Here is a 20,424-nt window from a genome sequence, read left to right as displayed (position 1 = left end):
CGTCGTGTCCGCGCCCCGACCGATCCGCACGCTGTTGATCGACAACTACGACTCGTTCACCTACAACCTCTACGACCTGATCACCCGCGTCAACGGCCTCCCGCCGCGGGTGCTCACCAATGATCGCAGCTGGGACGAGCTCGTCGCCGAACCGTTCGACAACATCGTCATCTCCCCCGGACCGGGCCGGCCCGACCGGGCCCGGGACTTCGGGATCAGCGCCCGCGCCCTCACCGACGCCGGGGTACCGCTGCTCGGGGTGTGCCTGGGCCACCAGGGACTGTGCCAACTGTTCGGCAGCGCCGTGATCACCGCCCCCGAACCGGTGCACGGCCGCACCAGCCCGATCCTGCACGACGGCACCGGCCTGTTCGCCGGTCTGCCGTCGCCGTTCGCGGCGGTGCGCTACCACTCGCTGATCGCCGACCCGGTCCCCGACGACCTCGACGCCACCGCCCGCACCCCGGACGGGCTGCTCATGGCCGTCGCGCACCGGCACCGCCCGCTGTGGGGGGTGCAGTTCCATCCCGAATCGATCGGCACCGCCCACGGCGCGCAGCTGCTCGCCAACTTCCGCGACGCCACCCCGCCGCGCAACCCGATCACCGTCACCGCCCCCGCCGAACCGGAACCGACACCCGAACCGGCCCCGCGGTACGTGCTCGCCAGCCGCCGGCTGCCGCTGCACCCCGACCCGTCCGCCGTCTACGAAGCGCTCTTCGCCGCCGGCCCGCACGGTTTCTGGCTCGACGGCAGCGCCGCGCTGGACCCGCAGTCGCGGTTCACCGTCCTCGGCAACGGCGCCGGACCACGTGCCGACTATCTGACCTACCGGGTCGGTGAGGGCATCGTGCGCGAACACCGCGCCGACGGCACCGTCGAAGAACACCGCCGCCCCGTCTTCGACCATCTCACCGCCCGGCTCGCCGAGCGCCGCGTCGCCGCCCGCGACGACCTGCCGTTCGGGTTCGCGCTCGGCTATGTCGGCTATCTCGGTTACGAACTCAAGGCCGACGCCGGCGCGCAGCTCGTGCACACCTCCCCCTACGCCGACGCCGCGCTGGTCTTCGCCGACCGCGCAGTCGTTGTCGACCACGACGGCCGCTGCTGCTATCTGCTGGCCCTGACCGAGGACACCGACGATCCCGAGACGCTCGCCTGGTTCGACGCGACCGCCGCGATCCTGTCGGCGCTGCCCGAACCGGCGACCGACGAGCAGATCCCGGTGCCGCTGATCGGCGCGGACGGTGGCCCGCAGCTGCGGCTGCGGCACTCCCCGCAGCGCTATCTCGATCTGATCGCCCAGTGCCAGAACGAGATCCGCAGCGGCGAGACGTACGAGGTGTGCCTGACGAACACCGTCACCGTCGACGGCGGCATCGACCCACTGAGCACCTACCGGGTGTTGCGCCGCATCAGCCCCACCCCCTACAGCGCGCTGCTCGACTTCCCCGAGGTCGCGGTGCTCAGCGCCTCCCCGGAACGGTTCCTGCGGATCGACGCCGACGGCACCGTCGAATCGAAACCGATCAAGGGCACCCGCCCGCGCGGCCGCACCCCCGGCGAGGACGCGGCGCTGCGGGACGGACTGCACGCCAGCGAGAAGGACCGCTCCGAGAACCTGATGATCGTCGACCTGGTGCGCAACGACCTGTCCCGGGTGTGCGTGCCCGGCTCGGTGCACGTGCCGGCGCTGTTCGCGGTCGAAACCTATGCCGCGGTGCACCAGTTGGTGTCCACGGTGCGCGGCACCCTGCGCCCGGACGTCTCGGCCGTGGACTGTGTGCGCGCCGCCTTCCCCGGCGGGTCGATGACCGGCGCCCCGAAGCTGCGCACCATGGAGATCATCGACAAGCTCGAGGACGGCCCGCGCGGGGTGTACTCCGGAGCGATCGGATATCTGTCGCCGACCGGCGCCGCCGATCTGTCGGTGGTCATCCGCACCCTCGTCGCCACCGCCCACGAGGTCACCTTCGGGATCGGCGGGGCGATCGTGGCGCTGTCCGATCCGGACGACGAACTCGAGGAGACCCTCGTCAAGTCCGTGGTGATGCGCCGCTGCCTCGCCGCGACCCGCGACACCATCCCGACGAACGGATCCGGCGCGGTCGGCTCCGCGGACCCGGCCGATCTCGTCGACGGGCCGCCGGCGCTGCCCGGGCGGGCCGGGCCGTGACCACGCCCGGCCGGGTGGTCGTCGCCGGCGGATGCGGCGCCGTCGGTGCCCTGCTCACCGCCGCGCTGCGCGAGGCCGGCCGTCCGGTGCTCGTCGTCGACCCGGCCGCCGACCCGGCCGCCCCCGGAATGCTGCGCGCCGATCTGACCGCCCCCGACACCCGTCTCGCCGCGGCACTCGACGGCGCCGACATCGTGGTCCTCGCCGTCCCCGACGTCGTCGCCGGTGCCGCCCTGCCGGTGCTCGCGCGGCTGCTGCCCCCGCACGCCCTGCTGGTGGAGACCCTGTCGGTGAAGACCCCGATCGCCGCGGCGCTGCACACCTACCGGCCCGGTGCCCCGGCGCTGGGCATCAACCCGATGTTCGCCCCCGACCTCGGGTTGCCCGGCCGGCCCGTGCTGACGGTGCGCCACCACGACGCACCGGTGGTGTCCGAGTTCGTTGCGGCGCTGCGCAACTGGGGTGCCACCGTGGTCGACACGACCGCCGACGAGCACGACCGCATCACCGCCGCCGTGCAGGTACTCACCCACGCCGCGATCCTCGCGTTCGGTATCGCCCTCGACCGGCTCGACGCGCCGGGCGTTGCCGCGCAGGTCGCCGCGCCGCCGCACACCGTGCTGCGGGCGCTGCTCGCCCGCGTCTCCGGTGGCACCGCCGAGGTCTACCACGACATCCAGCTCACCAACCCGTACGCCGCCACCGCCCGCCGCGCCCTCGCCGAGGCGGTCGCCGATCTCGACGCCGCCACCGACGCGCTGCCCGACTTCGCGGCGCTGCTCGACCGGTCCCGCGCCGCGCTCGGCGACGGGCAACCCGCCGCCGCGCAGCTGTGTGCGCAGCTGTTCGCGGCGCTGCCCCGCGATCCGGGTGCGGTGGACGGTCCCCGCGAGGAAAGGAGCCGGACGTGAGTGCGTCCGACATCCCCGGCCCGCAACTGCGCGCGCCGGACCTCCCGCAATACGATCCGTCCGATCCGGCGGAGAGCGCGGTGATCGCCGGGCTGACCCGCTCGTGGCCGCGCCGCGCCGCCGTCAAGAAACCCGAGGTCGACCTCGACGCGCTGTTCGAGGCGGACCGCGTCGACTATCCCGAGCAGATGCTGCCCTTCGCCGAGCATCCGCGTTATCTCGCGCTCGACGAGCAGCAGCAGGCGCGGCTGCGGGCCTGGGCGTGGATCGCTTACAACAAGAGCGTCGTCGACATCGAACAGCACGTCGTCAACCCCGGTTTCGCGTTGATCACCGAGGACGCCTTCGACATCGGCCCGTCCGACACGGTGGTCACCGGGGTGCTGCAGGCGATGGTCGACGAGCAGTACCACACCCTCATGCATCAGCAGGCCAATGTGCTCACCCGCCGCCGCCGCGGCTGGGCACTGCCGGAGTCGGTGCTGCCGCCGTGCCCGACCGTGCGCGAGCATCGCGCCGCGGTCGCGCACGCCGAGACCCCGCGGGACGCGGCGCTGGTGCAGCTGGCGTTCACCACCGTCGCAGAGACCTCGATCAGCGCCTATCTGGCGTTGCTCACCACCGACCCGGAGCTGCAGCCGGTCAACCGCGCGACGGTGGCGGTGCACCGCCGCGACGAGCTGTGCCACGCCTCCCTCGCGGGCGGGCTGCTCACCGCGGTGCTCACCGAACTCGACGACACCGATCGGGTGCGGCTGCTCGACGCGCTCGGCACCGCGGTCGCGGCGTTCACCGGCTCCGACACCTCCACCTGGGCGGCGATCATCGCGCACGAGAACATCCCCGGCGGCGACGAGCTGGTCGCCGACACCATCGCCGTGACCGAGGGCCGGCCGGTGGTGCAGGACTGCAGCGCCATCCGCCGGCTGTGCGCGGGCCTGGGGCTCGGGGAGGAACTCGACGCCCGCTGGCCGTGGCCGCGCAGCGCCTAGGGCATCAGGTTCAGCGGCCGAGCAGTGCCCGCAGGCGCGCGAGGCGGCTGCGCAAACCCCACACGGTGACCCGGACGAGGGCTTCCTGCACGATGTTGCCGTTCATCTTCGACTCGCCGATCTCGCGTTCGGTGAACGTGATGGGCACCTCGGCGACGGTGAACCCGGCCTGCAGGGTGCGCCACGCGAGATCGACCTGGAAGCAGTAGCCGTGCGAGGCGATCGCGTCGAGGTCGAGTTTCTCGAGCACCTCGCGGCGGTAGGCGCGGTAGCCGCCGGTGATGTCCTGGATCGACACCCCGAGCGCGAGGCGGGAGTAGATGTTGCCGCCGCGGGAGAGCACCTCGCGGTGCCACGGCCAGTTCACCACCGTGCCGCCGGGCACGTAGCGGGAGCCGAGCACCAGATCCGCGCCGGCGTCGACCTTCTCGAGCAGCAGGTGCAGCTGTTCGGGGGCGTGACTGCCGTCGGCGTCCATCTCCACGAGCACCGTGTAGTCGTGCGCCAGACCCCACCGGAAACCGGCGATGTAGGCGGCGCCCAGACCGTTCTTCTCGGTGCGGTGCAACACCGCGATGCGCTCGTCGGCGGCGGCGAGTTCGTCGGCGAGGTCGCCGGTGCCGTCGGGGCTGCCGTCGTCGACGACGAGCACGTGGGTGTGCGGCAGCGCAGCGTGCAGCCGGGTGATGATCCGACCGAGGTTCTCCCGCTCGTTGTAGGTCGGAATGATCACCAGGGTGCGGGCGCTGGGTGCGCTGTCGTTCCCGGCCGGCGTCGCCGCTGCCATCAGAGGTCCTCCTTGTCGAACCGGCCACCGGCCGGTGCTCCTGCTGCGCCGGTGCTGGTGCGAGCTGCCGCACCGGCCTTCTCCCGCCGTCCCCGCACCAGGGCGAGAGCGGTGGCGGCCACGGCCGCGGCGCAGAGCAGAAGCTCCGGCGCCACTCCGAGCCGACTAGCCAGCGTAACGTCTGCACGCACGGGCACCTGCGCCACCAGGGCATCGGGCACGAACAACGGTGTGCTCTGCTGCACCCGACCGTCCGGATCGACGATCGCGCTGACCCCGCTGGTCGCCGCGACGATCACGGCCCGGCCGTGCTCGACGGCCCGCACCCGCGACATCGCCAGCTGCTGGTAGGTCATCTCGGTGTCGCCGAAGGTGGCGTTGTTCGTCGGCACCGCCAGCAGTTGCGCGCCGGCGGCGATCGAGTCGCGGAACGCCCGGTCGAAGGCCACCTCGTAGCAGGTCGCCACCCCGATGTCGATGCCGCCGGCGGTGACCATGCCGTCGCCGTCGCCGGGCACGAAATGGCCGGCGCGGTCGGCGTACTCGGAGAACAGGCGGAAGAACGACCGCCACGGCAGGTATTCGCCGAACGGCTGGATGATCTTCTTGTCGTGCCGCTCCCCCGGACCGGTCTGCGCGTCCCACACGATCACCGAATTGGTGGTGGTGCGGTCGCCGTTGACGAGCACCGCCCCGACGAGGATCGGCGCATCGATCGCGGCGGACGCGGCGGAGATGTCGCGGGCGGCATCGGCGTTGCGCAGCGGATCGATATCGGAAGCGTTCTCCGGCCAGATCACCACCTCGGGGGCCGGGGCCCGTCCGGCGGCGACGTCCTCGGCGAGCGCGAGAGTGCGGGCGACGTGGTTGTCGAGCACCGCCTTGCGCTGGGCGTTGAAGTCCAGGCCCAGGCGCGGCACGCTGCCCTGGATCGCCGCGACCGTCACCGTCGACGACTCGTCGGTGGTGGTGCGCACCAGCGGCCACGCCGCCGCAGCGAGCAGCGGCCCGAGCAGCGTCACCGCGACCGGCACCGTCCAGGCCCGCGGCGGACGGGGACGGCGGGAGGCGGTCAGAGCGAGGGCGGCGAGCCCGGCGCCGGTCGCGGCCACAGCGAACGACACCAGCGGGGCGCCGCCGATCACGGCGAGGGAGACGAACCCACCGTCGGGTTGGCCGAACGCCAGCCGTCCCCACGGGAACCCGCCGAACGGCACGCTCGAACGCAACCATTCGGTCAGGCTCCACGCCGCCGCGATCCACAACGGCGCGACCGGCAACGACCGCAGGTGCACCACCAGCGCCCCGAACAGTCCGACGAAGACCGCCTCGGCGGCGGCGAGCGCCAACCACGGCAACGGACCGACGTACACGCCGATCCAGGGCAGCAGCGGCACCAGGAAGCCGAGACCGGCGAGATAGCCGTAGCCGAACCCGGCGCGTCGCCGCATCGGTACTGCAGTCAGTACACCGACCAGGAGCGCGATCGCGACGGGGGCGAGGAACCACAGCGGACGCGGCGGAAACGACGCGAACAGCAACACTCCCGCGACGACGGCGAGCAACGCGCGCAGCGCGACGACACGCACCGCCCGCGCGGTGACCGTCGCGAAGGGCCGGCCGGTCACCGTGCGTACACGACCCGGCCGCGGTGCACAGTGCGCACCAGCACCGGATCGGCGGTGCCCGGCGACAGATCCGGCAGCGGCGCCACCCGCGACCGCGGATCCGTCGACCAGCGCTGCACCGAATCCTTCGGGGCGCTGACCACGAGCTCCCCGACCTCCCAGATCGCATACGACGCCGGCGCACCCGGATCGAGGGTGCCGGCCAGACCGTCGCGGACCCCGCCGGCGCGCCACGCCCCGCGGGTCGCGGCGGCGAACGCCGCCCGCGGCGAGATCCCGCTGCCCTCGGTGCGGTGGTGCACCGCCGCCCGCAGCATCGGCCACGGCCGCGGCGCCGTCACCGGCGCATCCGAGCCGAACGCCAACGCCAGACCGGTCGCCGCCAGCGGCGCGAACGCGTTCAACGCCGCGGCGCGGTCGGCGCCGAGCCGCTGCGCGTACATCCCGTCCGGCCCGCCCCACAGCGCGTCGAAGCTCGGCTGCATGCTCGCGATCACCCCGTACCGCGCCAACACCTCGGCCTGCGCGACGGTCAACGATTCGACGTGCTCGAGCCGATGCCCGCGCGCGGCGAGCGCCGGTCCCCCGACCTCCGCGGCGACCGTCTCGAACGCCGCGACCGCGGCGGTGGTCGCCGCGTCACCGATGACGTGGAAACCGGCCTGGATGCCCGCCGAGGTGCACGCGCGCACGTGCGCGGTCAGTTCGTCCTCGGTCAGATAGGTGGTGCCGCAGCAGTCCGGCAGGTCGTCGTAGGGGCGGGCCAGCGCGGCGGTGTGCGAACCGATCGACCCGTCGACGAACAGATCCCCGCCCAGGGCATCGGCGCCGGTTTTCGCGAGCAGCTCCGCGGCTTCTTCGCCGGTGCGCACCGCCTGCCCCCAGTAGCCGCGCACCTGCACCGGATGGTCGGTGCCGAGCAGTTCGGTGAAGTCGTCGAGCCCGGAGATGTCGGGGCCGGCGCATTCGTGCACCGCGACGTAACCGTGCGCGGCGAAATCGTCGAGGGCCGCCAGTCGGGCGCGGGCACGCTGCGCGGCGGTCAGCCCGCGGCGGGCGGCGCCGCGCACCGCGTGATGCGCCGCGGCGGTCAGCGGCTGCTGCCGATCGAACCCGGCCAGCTCCTCGAGGGGTTCGGCGGCGGCCCGCAACGCGCTCGACGCCGCCGCCGAATGCGCATCGATCCGGCCGAGATAGACGAGCCGGGCCGGGGCCGCGGCATCGAGGTCGGCGGTGGTCGGCGGGGTCGGGTCGGGCCAGCGGGTCTCGTCCCAACCGTGCCCCCAGATCACCGCGTCGTCGTGCGCATCGGCGTGCGCGCGGACCCGGCGCAGCGCGTCGTCGCGGTCGACGGCGTCGGTCAGATCCAGCCCGGTCAGGGCCAGGCCGTGGCTGGTGGTGTGCACGTGGGTGTCGACGAAACCGGGGGCGACGAACGCGCCGTGCAGATCGACGATCTCGGCGTCCGGGTGCAGGGCGCGGCCGGGCCGGTCCTGCCCGACCCACACGACCGTGCCGTCGGAGACGGCCATCGCGGTGGCATCGGGGGCACTGGCGCTGTAGATGCGGCCGCCGACGAGAAGCTGGGTGTGCGGTGCAGGGCTCACGAGTGCCCAGTCTGCCCGGTTACCGCTCCTCGCGGCGGCGCGGGGTCTCCACGATCTCCCCTTCGAGCACGGTGCCACGGTCGTCGACCTGCTCGGTCACGGCCGCACCACCGGTCAGGTGCGGGGCACCCCCGACGACGCTGTGATCGACGATCTGCCCGTCGACCACCACCAGCCGCTGCGCGGAGAATCCGGTGGCGCGGGCCCGCCGCGCGACCAGCGTGCGTACCACCGGACGCAGCGCGGCGCGGGTCGGCAGCAACAACACCACCCCGAGCACGGTGCTGACGATGCCGGGGATCAGCACCAGCGCCGCGCCGGCGCCGATGAGCGCACCGTCGGTGAGCACCTGCTCCGGGGAATTCGCGTGCGGTGCCCGGCCGCCGCGCAGTTCACCGAGGTTGCGCAGCGCCCGGCGCCCCAGGGCGGCGAGCACGAGACAACCGGCGGCGCTGACACCGAGGACGATCAACACGGTGGCCAGGGCGCCGAGGGTGGAGCCGAGCCAGGCCAGCACCGCGATCTCCGCCACGACGTAGAGCACGAACAACAACGGGTACACGGCGGGGTTTCCTTCCGTCGGCGGTTTCTGCCCGGTCAACGAACGGGCCACCGGTTTTGCTCCCGCACCCGCCCCCGGGATGCGGCGCGTGATCGAATGGCCGCCATGACTGCAGGTGACTGGGCGTTGCTGATGACCGCCGCGACGGCCGCCGGATGGGTGGACGCGGTGGTCGGCGGCGGCGGGCTGATCCTGCTGCCCGCCCTGTTCCTCGTCGCCCCGCAGTTGACGCCGCAGGCGGCGCTGGCCACGAACAAGCTCACCGCGATCTGCGGGACCGGCGCGGCGGTGCTGACCTTCGCGCGACGCATCCCGCTGCGCTGGTCGCTGCTCGGCCCCGCCGCCCTGGTCGCCGCGCTGGCCGCCGCGGCGGGGGCGGCGGCGGTCTCACTCATCGACCGGGAAGTGTTCATCCCGATCGTGATGGTCGTGCTCGTCGCGGTGGCGGTGTTCGTCACCGCCCGCCCGAAACTCGGCACCGGCAGCATCCGCCGCCCGTCGACGCTGCGGCTGGTCACCGTCGTGGTCACGGCCGCTGCGGTGATCGGCTTCTACGACGGGATCCTCGGGCCCGGCACCGGCACCTTCTTCATCATCGTGTTCGCGGCGATGCTCGGCAGCGAGTTCGTCACCTCGGCGGCGATGGCGAAGGTGCTCAACTTCGGCTCGAATCTCGGGGCGCTGGTGCTGTTCGCCGTCGGCGGGCACGTGTGGTGGGCGCTCGGGGCGGCGCTGGCGGTGTGCAATGTCGCCGGATCGGTGCTCGGCTCCCGGATGGCGCTCGCGCGCGGCGCCGGGTTCGTGCGGGTGGTGCTGCTGGTCGTGGTGATCGCCATGGTGATCCGGCTCGGCATCGAACAGTTCGGCTGAGCCACCCCGCGGCGCTCGGTGCGGCAACCCCCGCGCCGCGTAGCCCGGCGTTACCGTGGGCGGGTGAATGCGGTGGACGACGATTTCCTGGCCCTGCCGTTGCACGCGGCCGCCGACGCGGGCCTGACGGTCGCGCGGGCGGCGGGCGCAAGTCACGCCGACGTGCGGGTGCATCGGATCCGGACCGGGACGAGCACCCTGCGCGACGGCGCCCTGCAGGCGGCGGTGGACGACAGCGACTGCGGGGTGGCGGTGCGGGTGCTGCTCGACGGCACCTGGGGATTCGCGTCGCATCCGGTGCCCGGCCCGGACGGCGCCGCCGACGCCGCGGGCCGCGCCGTCGCGGTCGCCCGCACCCTGCGCGCGTTGAACCGCGATCCGGTGCAGTGGGCCGACGAACCGGTCCACCGGGACGCGGTGTGGGTCTCGCCGTACGAGATCGACCCGTTCACCGTCCCCGCGGCCGAGCGCCTCGCGGTGCTCGAGGACCAGGGTGAGGTTCGCGGCGACTGCAGGGCGCCGCCGGCATCGACCACGTCGCCGCGAACCTCACCCTGGTCAAGGAACAGACCTTCTACGCCGATCTCGCCGGATCGACGATCACCCAGCAGCGGGTGCGGATCCACTCCGATCTCGAGGCGACCCGCGTCGACCGTGAGGCCGGCACCTTCGAGTCGATGCGCACCCTGGCCCCACCGACCGGCCGCGGCTGGGAACAGGTGGCCTCGGATCGGTGGTGGGACTGGAGCCGTGAGCTCGCCGAGCTGCCCGAGCAGCTCGCGGAGAAGGCGCAGGCCCCGTCGGTGACCCCGGGCCGCACCGATCTGGTGATCGACCCGACGAATCTGTGGCTGACGATCCACGAATCGGTCGGGCACGCCACCGAATACGACCGGGCCATCGGCTACGAGGCCGCCTACGCCGGCACCTCCTTCGCCACCCCCGACCTGCTCGGCAGCCTGCGCTACGGCAGCGACGTCATGCACGTCACCGCCGACCGCACCGAACCGCACGGCATGGCCACCGTCGGCTACGACGACGACGGGGTCGCCGCCCAGTCCTGGGATCTCGTGAAGGACGGGGTGCTCGTCGGCTACCAACTCGACCGGGCGTTCGCCCCGAAGCTCGGGGTGGCCCGCTCGAACGGCTGCGCCTACGCCGATTCCGCGCATCACGTGCCGATCCAGCGGATGGCGAACGTGTCGCTGCAACCCGACCCGAGCGTCGATCGCAGCACCGCCGATCTGATCGCCGGGGTCGACGACGGGCTGTACATCGTCGGCGATCGCAGCTGGTCGATCGACATGCAGCGACACAACTTCCAGTTCACCGGGCAGCGGTTCTACCGGATCCGCGGCGGCCGGCTCGCCGGTCAGGTCCGCGATGTGGCCTATCAGGCGTCGACCACCGAGTTCTGGGGTGCGCTCGAGGCGGTCGGCGGAGCGTCGACCTGGCAGCTCGGCGGCGCGATGAACTGCGGCAAGGCGCAACCCGGGCAGGTCGCGTCCGTCTCGCACGGCTGCCCGTCGGTGCTGGTGCGCGGCGTGAACGTGCTCAACACGGTGCAGGAGGGTGGCCGATGATCCCCGGAGACCGACTCGTCGAGACCGCGCTGGCGGCCTCGCCCGCCGACGAGACCATCGTGATGGTCACCGACAGTGCCGAGGCGTCGCTGCGGTGGGCCGGCAGTTCGATGACCACCAACGGTTCCGCCCGTGCGCGCGGTGCCACGATCCTCGCGATCCGCCGCACCCCCGCCGGGGCGCACTGCGGGGTGGTCAGCGCCCCGATCGTCGACGCCGACGAGATCGGCGGGGTGGTCGCCGCGGCGTGGGCGGCCGCGCAGCAGGCCCCGGCGGCCCCGGATGCGATGCCGCTGATCGACGGTGACGGCCCCGACCCGCAGTGGGGCGACGAGGCTGTCGGCACCGACGTGGAGGTCTTCGCCCCACTCCTCGACGGGCTCGCCGCCGGCTTCGACGACACCGACGCCCTCTACGGGTTCGCGCACCACCGGTCGACGACGATGTGGCTGGGTACCTCCACCGGGGTGCGGCGCCGCTGGGTGCAGCGCGACGGCTCGCTCGAGATCAACGGCAAACGCGGCGGCCTGACCGGGGCGAGCGCCTGGGTCGGCGCCGGCACCGTCGACTTCACCGACATCGCGATGGATCCGCTGCGTGCCGAGCTGGCGCGGCGGCTGGACTGGGCCGGCACCCGCGTCGACCTGCCCGCCGGGCGGTACGAGACGCTGCTGCCGCCGTCGGTGGTCGCAGATCTGATGATCCCACTGCTGTGGTCCCTCGACGGACGCGGCGCCGAGGAGGGCCGGTCGGTGTGGGCGGGGCCCGGCGGCACCCGCCTCGGCGAGCAGATCGCCGGACTGCCGGTGACATTGACGTCCGATCCGGCCGCCCCGGGGCTCGGTTATGCACCGTTCGTGGTCACCACCGCCTCCACCGACAGCATCTCGGTGTTCGACACCGGGATGAGCGCCTCGCGGGTCGATTGGCTCCGCGACGGCGCCCTGCACGCGCTGGCGTATCCGCGGGCCGCGGCCGCCGAATTCGGCGCCACCCCCACGGCGCCGGGGGAGAATCTGCTGCTCACCGGTGGCAGTACCGCCGATGTGGACGACATGATCGCCCGCACCGAACGCGGTCTGCTGCTGACCACCGTGTGGTACCTGCGGGAGGTCGATCCGGCGGTGTTGTTGCTGACCGGCCTGACCCGCGACGGGGTGTATCTCGTCGAGGACGGGCAGGTGCGGGCGGCGGTGAACAACTTCCGGTTCAACGAGTCCCCGGTGGATCTGCTCGGCCGCGCCACCGAGATCGGCGCCACCGAACGCACCCTGCCGCGGGAGTGGAAGGACTGGTTCACCCGCACCGCGATGCCGCCGGTGCGCATCCCCGACTTCCACATGTCGTCGGTCAGCGCCGCTCACTGACGTCCGGTCCGGTCGGCGGGCACCGACCGGACCGGCAGGGGTTCAGAGCAGGTCGGTGAGTTCCTTGCCGATCTCCTCGGGGGTGACCGTCGGCTCGAAGCGGCGCACCACTGCGCCCTGCGGGCCGACGAGGAACTTGGTGAAGTTCCATTTCACCTCGTCGGTGCCGATCGCCTCCGGGCGGGTCTTGCTCACGTGCTCGAACAGGAAACCGTGCTGCGGCCCGAAATCGCCGGGAGCCTCGGCGCGCAGATGCCGGTAGAGCGGGTGCGCGTCGGCGCCGTTGACGTCGAGCTTCGCGAACACCGGGAAGGTGACGTCGAAGTTCACGCGGCAGAACTCCTGGATCTCGTTGTCGCTGCCCGGTTCCTGACCGCCGAACTGGTTGCACGGGAACGCGAGGATCTGCAGGCCGCGCTCACCCAGCTCGCGGTGCAGCGCCTCGAGGGCCTCGTACTGCGGGGTCAGGCCGCACTTGCTGGCGACGTTGACGATCAGCAGATACCGGCCGGCGAAGCGGGCAAGATCTTCGCTGCCGCCGTCGGCGGTGGCCACGGTGTACTCGTGCACGGACATGCGCTCTCCTGTACTGGGTTCGATCGGCTCGGCCCCGCAGGTGAGGCCGAGATCACCACGGACCCTACGGGATCGGACGAACCGGGACGATCCGGACGCGCTGCCGGTGCGGGTCAGTCCAGGTCGCGGACGTGCCGGGCGGGGCTGCCCAGATGCAGTGTGTGCGGGGCGCAGTCCTTCGTCACCAGCGAGTTCGCGCCGATCACCGCGCCGGCGCCGATGCTCACGCCCGGCATGATCACCGCACCGGAACCGATCCACGCGCCGTCGCCGATGGTCACCGGCTCCCCCGTCAACGTCGACGCGCGCTGTTCGGCGGTGCCCATCCGGTGACTGCTGGTGAGCACCCGCACATGGTCGCCGAGGAACACCCGCTGCCCGACGGTGATGTCGGCGACCGTGTCGAAATAACAGCCGTGGTTGACGAACGAGCCCGCGCCGAGGGTGAGCCGGCCGAGGCCCTGCACCACCACGCGGGTGTGGATCAGGCTCGGCGGTGCGGCGTCGACACCGGCGCGGCGCAACCACTTCCAGCGCTTCGAACCGGAGATCAGCGGGCTGCTTGCGAGCGCCACCGCGATCGCCTGGGACCGGTAGGTGTGAGAGCGCGCCACGACGTCTACCGGCCGGCCGTGTCGTCGGCAGGATCGAGCACACACGCCAACCCGACGGTGCCGGTGCGGCCACGGCGCACCACGCTCGCGCCGACGATGATCCGGCCGAGCAACCCGTACTTGCGGGCGATCACCGACCGGGCGTGCGCCGAACCGTCGGCGTCGAGCACCTCCCCGATGCCGGGCACCGCCGCCGACCTCGCGTTGCCGCGCGCGTCGCAGATCGCCAGGGACACCCGCGGATCGCGGCGCAACCGCCGCACCTTGTAGGCGTCGGCGACCGTCCACACCAGCAACCGGTTCCCGTCGGGCGCCGCCCACACCGGGGTGTCCACCGCGCTGCCGTCCTTGCGGTAGGTGGTCAGCAGCACGAACTTGGCGGCGGCGAGGTCCGCGAAGGTGGGGGTCGTCGACTCGGGCATGGCCCCCACCCTACAAACCGGACGGTCTCACGGCAGCGCTCGTCCCGCGGGCGCCGCGTTCTACGCTGGCGGTCATGGCCGATACCGCTGTCGACGTGCACCTGCCCGCCGGGCACCTGACCTCCGCGCAGGTGCAGCTGCTCGCCGAACTCGCCCACACCCACGGCGGTGGCGAACTGCATCTGACCGCCCACGCCCAGCTGCAGGTGCGCGGCGACCACACCGCGATCGCCGCGGCCGTCACCGCCGCCGGCCTCACCGTCGACGTGCCCACCCGCGCACGGCTTCTCGTCTCGCCGCTCAGCGGCCGCATCGGCGGACACCACGACCTGCGCGACCTCACCGCCGCGGTGATCGCGCACCTCGACGACCGGCCGGTGGCAGCCGGCACCGTCCTCGGGCTCGACGACGGCACCGGCGACATCGTCGCCCTGGCCCCCACCGTCGCGGTCCTCGCCCGCCCCGACGGTCGCTTCGCGGTGATCCGCGACGGCGCCGACACCGGGGTGCGCGTCGCCCCGGACGACGCCGCCGACGCGCTGCTCACCCCACCGACCGACCCCACCGGTGCCCCGGAACCGGTGCCGGAGCAGCCGCGGCCACCGATCGGGTGGCTCGACCAGCCCGACGGAGCCGTCACCCTCGCCGGCGGGCTGCCCGGCGGGATCCTCCCCGCGCGCCTGGCGGAATTCCTCGCCGCCGTCGACCGTCCGGTGATCGTCACCCCGTGGCGGTCGGTGCTGCTGTGCGATCTGGACGAGTGGACCGCCGAGCAGGTGGTGCGGGTGCTCGCCCCCATGGGGTTGATCTTCGACGCCGACTCCCCGCACCTGCACTGAACCACCGCTGACCTGCACGAACGGGCGGACTTCGCGAACCGGACCGTCGCGGCCGATCCGGCCCGCCGACGGTTCGGCCGCGCCTATCGTGGACGGATGAGCGGTCCGACAGCGGAATCCGACAGCTATGACGTGATCGTCCTCGGCGCGGGTCCGGCCGGGGAGAACGCCGCCCAGTACGCCATCGCCGGCAGCGACCGCACCGCGGTGCTCGTCGAACACGAACTCGTCGGCGGCGAATGTTCCTACTGGGCGTGCATGCCCAGTAAGGCTCTGCTGCGTCCCACCCAGGTGCTCGCCACCGCCGCAACATGCCCGGCGTCGCCGACAAGATCAGCGCCCACGGAGTCGAGGTACCGGCCGTGCTCGCCCGCCGCGACAGTTTCACCCACAATCGCGACGACAGTTCCCAGGTGGACTGGGCCGAGGGCGCGGGCATCGCCGTCGTGCGCGGCCACGGTCGCCTCGACGGCGAACGCACCGTCACCGTCTCCGGTGCCGACGGGGAGCGTCGCCTGCAGGCCCGGCACGCGGTCGTGCTGGCCACCGGCACCGTCCCGTCGATCCCGGACCTGCCCGGGCTGCGCGACGCGCTGCCCTGGACCTCCCGGGATGCGACGAACCTACGCGAGATCCCCCGCCGGGTGCTGGTCGTCGGCGGCGGTGTCGTCGCCTGCGAAACCGCCACCTGGCTGCGGCAACTCGGCGTCGAGGAACTCACCCTCGCGGTGCGCGGCGACCGCCTGCTGCCGCGCGTGGAGCCGTTCGCCGCCGAACGCGTCGCCGCCCGCATGGCCGACAAGGGCCTGGATGTGCGGTACTGCACCGAGATCCGCTCCGTGCAGCGCCCCGACGTGAAGGACACCGGCGTCGGCTGCATCCACGGTGGTCCCGCCACCGCCGAACTGTCCGACGGCAGCACCGTCGAGGTCGACGAGATCGTCGTCGCCGCCGGCCGCCACCCCACCGTGGACGGACTCGGTCTCGACAGCGTCGGCCTGACCGACGGGAAGGTGACGGTCGCCGACGACCTCACCGTCGACGGGGTCGACGGGCAGTGGCTGTATGCGGTCGGGGATATCGCCGGTCGCGCCGCCCTGACCCACATGGGCAAATATCAGGCGCGGGTGTGCGGGGACGTCATCGCCGCTCGCGCCGAGAACCGCCCCACCGACGGGTCACGGTTCCGGGCGAGCGCCGACCACGGGCAGGTCCCGCAGGTGATCTTCACCGTCCCGGAGATCGCCGCGGTCGGCCGCACCGCCGAGCAGGCCCGCGCCGACGGACTCGACGTCGAGGTCCTCGAGGCCGACATCGACGTCGCCGGTGCCTCGTTGGCCCGCGACGACTACGCCGGGCACGCGGCGCTCGTCGTCGACCGCGCCACCGACACCCTCGTCGGCGCGACCTTCGTCGGCCAGGAGGTCGCCGAACTCGTCCACGCCGCCACCGTCGCCCTGGTCGGGAAGGTGCCGCTGGATGCGCTGTGGCATGCGGTGCCGTCCTATCCCACCATCAGCGAGATCTGGTTGCGGCTGCTCGAATCCCGCCGCAGCTGACCGCCTCTCGAACGTGCAGTTGTCGTCGCGACACGCCGAACCGCGACGACGGGAACTGCACGCCGGCGGTCAGCGCGGCAGCCGCCGCCAGATCGCGCGCGGCAACAGCCGCATCCCGAAGAACACCGGCCGCAGCACCGCCGGCACCCACACCTCCTCGCGCCCGCGGTGCAGCGCCCGCACCGTCGCGTCGGCGACCTGCGGTGGGGTGCTCGACAGCGGTGCCGGGCTCATACCTTCCGTCATCCGGCCGATCACGAAACCGGGGCGCACCAGCAGCAGCGAGATTCCGCTGCCGTGCAGGGCATCCGCCAGGCCGGACGCGAAACCGTCGAGGCCGGCCTTCGCGGAGCCGTAGACGTAGTTGGCGCGGCGCACCCGCCACCCGGCGACGGAGGAGAACACCACCAGCCGCCCCGAGCCCTGCGCGCGCAGCCGCTGCGTCAGGTCGGTGAGCAACGCGACCTGCGCGAGATAGTCGGTGTGCACGATCGACACCGCGTGCGCCGCATCGGTTTCCGCACGGGCCTGGTCGCCGAGGATGCCGAAGGCCAGTACCGCCACATCGATCGGCCCGAAGGCGGCGATGCGGTCGAGCACCGCGGTGTGGGTGTCGAGGGCGTCGGCGTCGAACTCGACCGGATGCACCGCCGTCGCTCCTGCCGCCCGCACGGCGGCGCACTCGTCGGTCAGGTCGTCGGCGCGACGCGCGGCCAGGATCACGGTGCGGCCCGGCGCGAGGCGGGTGGCGACCTCGACGCCGATCTCGCTGCGTCCCCCGAAGATGACGACGGTTCCCTGCGCGCTGTGGTTCATGCGGCCCAGTGTCCCGGGTCGATTTCCGGGAGGCAGTGTCGGGTCTCAGCCCGGCAGCACCGTCAGCCCGTGCGGACGCAGATTCATCGACTCGCAGCCGTCCTCGGTGACGACGACGATGTCCTCGATCCGCGCCCCCCATTCGCCGCGGAAGTAGATGCCCGGTTCGATGCTGAATGCCATGCCGGGCTGCAGGGTGTCGTCGTTGCCGGAGACGATGTACGGCTCCTCGTGCACCGACAGGCCGATGCCGTGCCCGGTGCGGTGCACGAACGCCTCCCCGTAACCGGCGGCGGCGAGCAGGTTACGGGCGGCGGCGTCGACGTCCTCGGCGCGCACCCCGGGACGCACCGCGTCGACCGCGGTCTGTTGTGCCTTCTCGAGCACCGCGATCTTCGTCGCGATCTCCGGGTTCGGTTCGCCGATGCTGTAGGTGCGGGTCGAATCCGAGTAGTAGCCCGGCTCGACGGGACCACCGATGTCGATGACGACGATGTCGCCGGATTCGATGACCCGGTCGGACACCTCGTGGTGCGGGTCGGCGCCGTGCGGGCCGGAACCGACGATGACGAACGCCGCCGCGGTGTGCCCCTCTTCGAGGATCGCGGCGGTGATGTCCGCAGCCACCTCGGCTTCGGTGCGCCCGGCGCGCAGCCATTCACCCATGCGGGCATGCACCCGGTCGATGGCGGCACCGGCGCGGCGCAACGCCTCGACCTCGTCGGCGTCCTTGACCATCCGCAGCTGCCGGATCACCGACGTCGCCAGCGCCGGGGCGCTGCCGAACCGGGCGGTCAGCGGCACCAGGTGCAGCGCCGGCATCGCCTCGGCCACCGCGAAGGCCCCTGCGGTCGCCACGAGTTCACGCACGAGCGCGTAGGGGTCCTGCCCGTCCACCCAATCCCGCACCGGCAGACCGAGTTCACCGATGGCGGAGTCGTTCAGCGACGCCAGTTCCAGCCGCGGCACCACCACGGTGGCGCCGGAACCGTCGGTGGGGATCATCAGGCAGGTCAGGCGCTCGAACGACTCGGCGCGGGAGCCGGTGAGATACCGCAGGTCCGGTCCGGGGGTGATGAGCAGCGCGTCGACGCCGGCGGCGGCACCGAGTTCGGCGGCGCGGGCCAGGCGGGCCGCGTAACGGTCGGCGGGGAATCGGGTGGCGGCAGTGGTCATGTCTTCGAGACTAGTGGCCGCGGCCGGATGGCAGGATGTGGTCCGTGACCGCACCGGAGAACCCCACGCCCGCACCGGACCCCACGTTGATGCTGCTCGACGGCGCGAGCCTGTGGTTCCGCGCCTTCCACGCCATCCCGGAGAAGGTCACCGCCCCCGACGGCAGCCCGGTCAACGCGGTGCGCGGCTTCGTGGACATGGTGGCCTCGCTGATCCGCACCCACCGTCCCACCCGGCTGGTGGTGTGCCTGGATCTGGATTGGCGCCCGGCCTTCCGGGTCGCGGCGATCCCGAGTTACAAGGCGCACCGGGTCGCCGCCGGGTCCGACGGCACCGTCGAGGAGGTCCCGCCTGCGCTGCTGCCGCAGGTGCCGGTGATCCTCGAGGTGCTCGCCGCCGCCGGCATCGCCACCGGCGGCGCAGCGGGTTTCGAGGCCGACGACGTGCTCGGCACCCTCGCCGCCCGCGAAACCACCGATCGGGTGATCGTGGTCAGCGGCGACCGCGACCTGCTGCAGGTCGTCACCGACAGCCCGGTGCCGGTGCGGGTGCTCTACGCCGGGCGCGGCCTGGCCAAGGCCGAGTTGTTCGATCCGGCGCTGGTCGCCGAACGTTACGGGGTGCCCGCCGAGCGGGCCGGCGCCGCCTACGCCGAACTCGCGGCGCTGCGCGGCGACCCGTCGGACGGACTCCCGGGTGTCAAGGGTGTCGGGGAGAAGACCGCCGCGTCGTTGCTGCAGCAGTACGGCTCCCTCGATGCGGTGCGCGCGGCGGCGCTCGACGCGTCGACGTCGATGGCGAAGGGCATGCGGGTCAAACTCGCCGCTGCGGCGGACTATCTGGATGCGGCGCTGCCGGTGGTGCGGGTCGCCACCGACGCGGACGTCGAATTGTCCCGCTCGGATGTGTTGCCGGCGGAACCGGCCGATCCGGAGCAGCTCACCGCGCTGGCGCAGCGGTGGGGTCTGGAACGGCCGGTGTCCGCGCTGGTCGCGGCCCTGGCCGAACGCTGACCGCGTCCGGTCAGTTGGGGCGGCCGACCTCGTAGGTGCCGTTGTCGTCGGTGACGGTGACGGTCACCTCCCGGAATTGGCCGTCGACGGTGACCGCGCACGTGAAGCTGTGCCCGGCCTCGACCTTCTGATCGCTCGGGCACTGCACGTCGCCGACCTGCCCGGCCCCGTAGGACTCGGTGAGCACCTTCGCGATGCCGGCCTGGGTGGACTCGGTGTCGAGGACCTTCCCGCCGAACATCGTCGCGGCGAGGATCCCGACGAGGGCGAGCACCACGACGAGCCCGACGCCGCCGAGGATCCACGGCAGTTTCGACTTCCCCGTCCGGGGGCCGTTCTGCTGCGGTGTGCCGGGCTGCTGCCAGGTGTTCGCGGGCGCACCCCAGGGCTGCGCCCCGGCGGGCTGCTGTCCACCCCACCCGGGGACAGGTTGTGCCGGCTGCTGACCGGGCGCGCCCCACGGCTGGGCTCCTGGCTGCTGGCCCCAGCCCGGTGCCTGCCCTGGTACCTGTTGACCGGGTGCCTGCTGCCCCCAGCCGGGGGCGGGGTGCTGCGGGGCCGGACCCCAGCCCTGTTGCGGCGCACCGGTCGGCGCACCCCACGGATTCTGGTGCCCGGGACCGGGCTGCCCGGGAGTCTGCTGCCCGACGGGCGGCGCCCACCCGGGCTGCGGAGCGTTCCCACCCGCACCGGTGTCGGGTTGCCACGGCGACTGCCCGGCGGGCGACTGCCCCCAGCCGGTGCCGCTGCCCTGCCCCCACTGCTGCTGCTGCTGGCCGGCGGGCGGCGCCCACGGTGATCCGGGCTGCTCACCGCCCCCGGAGGTCGGGTTCGGTGCCCACGGATCCGTCGATTCCGGCGGCCTCTGCCCCGGCGAGTCCTGCGGTTCGTTCGGCCCGGTCATCGTCGTCTCCACTCACCCTTCC

The 20,424-nt window shown here is 72.8% G+C and carries 16 protein-coding genes and 4 pseudogenes; 10 read left to right on the top strand and 10 right to left on the bottom strand.

Annotation, left to right across the window (positions count from 1 at the left end):
* Positions 1 to 4 precede the first annotated feature (4 nt).
* Genes pabB through ACWPOC_RS18740 form a run of 3 tightly spaced genes read left to right on the top strand, consistent with a single transcriptional unit; the run spans position 5 to position 4,079 of the window.
* Positions 5 to 2,176 carry an aminodeoxychorismate synthase component I gene (gene pabB, locus ACWPOC_RS18750; RefSeq protein ID WP_455409151.1) on the top strand — a complete coding sequence of 724 codons (2,172 nt, stop codon included), beginning with the start codon at positions 5 to 7 and terminating at the stop codon, positions 2,174 to 2,176.
* Complete coding sequence (locus ACWPOC_RS18745; RefSeq protein WP_455409150.1) at positions 2,173 to 3,087, top strand: prephenate dehydrogenase dimerization domain-containing protein; 915 nt, start codon at positions 2,173 to 2,175, stop codon at positions 3,085 to 3,087. The genes pabB and ACWPOC_RS18745 overlap by 4 nt, the downstream gene beginning before the upstream one ends.
* Positions 3,084 to 4,079, top strand: coding sequence for an AurF N-oxygenase family protein (locus tag ACWPOC_RS18740; protein WP_455409149.1), 996 nt, complete (start codon positions 3,084 to 3,086; stop codon positions 4,077 to 4,079). The genes ACWPOC_RS18745 and ACWPOC_RS18740 overlap by 4 nt, the downstream gene beginning before the upstream one ends.
* A gap of 10 nt (positions 4,080 to 4,089) precedes the next feature.
* Here ACWPOC_RS18740 and ACWPOC_RS18735 read toward each other — a convergent pair whose 3' ends face one another.
* From ACWPOC_RS18735 to ACWPOC_RS18720, 4 genes are read right to left on the bottom strand one after another with little or no spacing between them, the layout of a single operon-like run.
* Positions 4,090 to 4,866 carry a polyprenol monophosphomannose synthase gene (locus tag ACWPOC_RS18735; protein WP_230791781.1) on the bottom strand — a complete coding sequence of 259 codons (777 nt, stop codon included), beginning with the start codon at positions 4,864 to 4,866 and terminating at the stop codon, positions 4,090 to 4,092.
* Positions 4,866 to 6,455 (bottom strand): apolipoprotein N-acyltransferase, encoded by a 1,590-nt coding sequence (lnt, locus tag ACWPOC_RS18730; RefSeq protein WP_455409182.1) that lies wholly within the window; start codon positions 6,453 to 6,455, stop codon positions 4,866 to 4,868. Before lnt ends, ACWPOC_RS18735 begins: the two co-directional genes overlap by 1 nt.
* A gap of 35 nt (positions 6,456 to 6,490) precedes the next feature.
* Positions 6,491 to 8,101 (bottom strand): amidohydrolase, encoded by a 1,611-nt coding sequence (locus tag ACWPOC_RS18725; RefSeq protein ID WP_455409148.1) that lies wholly within the window; start codon positions 8,099 to 8,101, stop codon positions 6,491 to 6,493.
* 19 nt (positions 8,102 to 8,120) lie between these two features.
* Positions 8,121 to 8,714 (bottom strand): FxsA family protein, encoded by a 594-nt coding sequence (locus tag ACWPOC_RS18720; protein ID WP_455409147.1) that lies wholly within the window; start codon positions 8,712 to 8,714, stop codon positions 8,121 to 8,123.
* Positions 8,715 to 8,768: 54 nt separating this feature from the next.
* Between ACWPOC_RS18720 and ACWPOC_RS18715 the strand changes: the two genes are divergently transcribed.
* The 3 genes and pseudogenes from ACWPOC_RS18715 (at position 8,769) to ACWPOC_RS18705 (ending at position 12,483) form a co-directional block, all read left to right on the top strand.
* Positions 8,769 to 9,533 (top strand): TSUP family transporter, encoded by a 765-nt coding sequence (locus ACWPOC_RS18715; RefSeq protein WP_120284331.1) that lies wholly within the window; start codon positions 8,769 to 8,771, stop codon positions 9,531 to 9,533.
* A 63-nt stretch (positions 9,534 to 9,596) separates the two neighbouring features.
* Positions 9,597 to 11,116, top strand: a pseudogene (locus tag ACWPOC_RS18710) (TldD/PmbA family protein).
* Entirely contained in the window at positions 11,113 to 12,483 is a 1,371-nt protein-coding gene (locus ACWPOC_RS18705; RefSeq protein ID WP_120282855.1) for a metallopeptidase TldD-related protein, read from the top strand. The pseudogene ACWPOC_RS18710 and the gene ACWPOC_RS18705 overlap by 4 nt, the downstream one beginning before the upstream one ends.
* A 42-nt stretch (positions 12,484 to 12,525) precedes the next feature.
* Here ACWPOC_RS18705 and ACWPOC_RS18700 read toward each other — a convergent pair whose 3' ends face one another.
* The 3 genes from ACWPOC_RS18700 to ACWPOC_RS18690 all read right to left on the bottom strand — a co-directional run bounded on the left by ACWPOC_RS18700 (position 12,526) and on the right by ACWPOC_RS18690 (position 14,095).
* A complete protein-coding gene (locus ACWPOC_RS18700) occupies positions 12,526 to 13,059 on the bottom strand; it encodes a glutathione peroxidase (protein ID WP_120282853.1) in 534 nt (177 codons plus the stop codon).
* 113 nt (positions 13,060 to 13,172) lie between these two features.
* On the bottom strand, positions 13,173 to 13,673 hold the full coding sequence (locus ACWPOC_RS18695) for an acyltransferase (protein WP_120282851.1): 501 nt from the start codon (positions 13,671 to 13,673) through the stop codon (positions 13,173 to 13,175).
* A 5-nt stretch (positions 13,674 to 13,678) separates the two neighbouring features.
* Complete coding sequence (locus tag ACWPOC_RS18690; RefSeq protein WP_455409146.1) at positions 13,679 to 14,095, bottom strand: PPOX class F420-dependent oxidoreductase; 417 nt, start codon at positions 14,093 to 14,095, stop codon at positions 13,679 to 13,681.
* A 74-nt stretch (positions 14,096 to 14,169) separates the two neighbouring features.
* Here ACWPOC_RS18690 and ACWPOC_RS18685 point away from each other — a divergent pair.
* The 3 pseudogenes from ACWPOC_RS18685 to ACWPOC_RS18675 all read left to right on the top strand — a co-directional run.
* Positions 14,170 to 14,325, top strand: a pseudogene (locus ACWPOC_RS18685) (precorrin-3B synthase); the annotation flags it as partial.
* A 363-nt stretch (positions 14,326 to 14,688) separates the two neighbouring features.
* A pseudogene (locus ACWPOC_RS18680) lies at positions 14,689 to 14,931 on the top strand (precorrin-3B synthase); the annotation flags it as partial.
* A gap of 99 nt (positions 14,932 to 15,030) precedes the next feature.
* Positions 15,031 to 16,493: pseudogene (locus tag ACWPOC_RS18675) on the top strand (dihydrolipoyl dehydrogenase family protein).
* A gap of 69 nt (positions 16,494 to 16,562) precedes the next feature.
* Here ACWPOC_RS18675 and ACWPOC_RS18670 read toward each other — a convergent pair.
* Together ACWPOC_RS18670 and ACWPOC_RS18665 are read right to left on the bottom strand one after the other, a co-directional pair.
* Positions 16,563 to 17,309, bottom strand: a complete 747-nt coding sequence (locus ACWPOC_RS18670; protein ID WP_455409145.1) for an SDR family NAD(P)-dependent oxidoreductase — start codon at positions 17,307 to 17,309, stop codon at positions 16,563 to 16,565.
* Between the two features lie 45 nt (positions 17,310 to 17,354).
* Positions 17,355 to 18,485, bottom strand: coding sequence for a M24 family metallopeptidase (locus ACWPOC_RS18665; protein ID WP_455409144.1), 1,131 nt, complete (start codon positions 18,483 to 18,485; stop codon positions 17,355 to 17,357).
* A 35-nt stretch (positions 18,486 to 18,520) separates the two neighbouring features.
* On the opposite strand from ACWPOC_RS18665, the gene ACWPOC_RS18660 reads away from it, so the two are divergent.
* On the top strand, positions 18,521 to 19,498 hold the full coding sequence (locus ACWPOC_RS18660; RefSeq protein ID WP_455409143.1) for a 5'-3' exonuclease: 978 nt from the start codon (positions 18,521 to 18,523) through the stop codon (positions 19,496 to 19,498).
* A 10-nt stretch (positions 19,499 to 19,508) separates the two neighbouring features.
* Here ACWPOC_RS18660 and ACWPOC_RS18655 read toward each other — a convergent pair whose 3' ends face one another.
* A complete protein-coding gene (locus ACWPOC_RS18655) occupies positions 19,509 to 20,402 on the bottom strand; it encodes a DUF4333 domain-containing protein (RefSeq protein ID WP_455409142.1) in 894 nt (297 codons plus the stop codon).
* Positions 20,403 to 20,424 lie beyond the last annotated feature (22 nt).

The sequence above is a fragment of the Rhodococcus sp. 5G237 genome (genome assembly GCF_053764735.1).
Note: the sequence above shows the minus strand (reverse complement) of the source record. Positions and strands in the feature narration are given on the sequence as shown.

Coding starts and splice junctions, on each gene's coding strand:
- ACWPOC_RS18705 (WP_120282855.1), top strand. CDS start 11,113: ATGATCCCCGGAGACCGACTCGTCGAGACCGCGCTGGCGGCCTCGCCC.
- ACWPOC_RS18690 (WP_455409146.1), bottom strand. CDS start 14,095: ATGCCCGAGTCGACGACCCCCACCTTCGCGGACCTCGCCGCCGCCAAG.
- ACWPOC_RS18655 (WP_455409142.1), bottom strand. CDS start 20,402: ATGACCGGGCCGAACGAACCGCAGGACTCGCCGGGGCAGAGGCCGCCG.
- ACWPOC_RS18660 (WP_455409143.1), top strand. CDS start 18,521: ATGTGGTCCGTGACCGCACCGGAGAACCCCACGCCCGCACCGGACCCC.
- ACWPOC_RS18715 (WP_120284331.1), top strand. CDS start 8,769: ATGACTGCAGGTGACTGGGCGTTGCTGATGACCGCCGCGACGGCCGCC.
- ACWPOC_RS18700 (WP_120282853.1), bottom strand. CDS start 13,059: ATGTCCGTGCACGAGTACACCGTGGCCACCGCCGACGGCGGCAGCGAA.
- ACWPOC_RS18670 (WP_455409145.1), bottom strand. CDS start 17,309: ATGAACCACAGCGCGCAGGGAACCGTCGTCATCTTCGGGGGACGCAGC.
- ACWPOC_RS18735 (WP_230791781.1), bottom strand. CDS start 4,866: ATGGCAGCGGCGACGCCGGCCGGGAACGACAGCGCACCCAGCGCCCGC.
- ACWPOC_RS18665 (WP_455409144.1), bottom strand. CDS start 18,485: ATGACCACTGCCGCCACCCGATTCCCCGCCGACCGTTACGCGGCCCGC.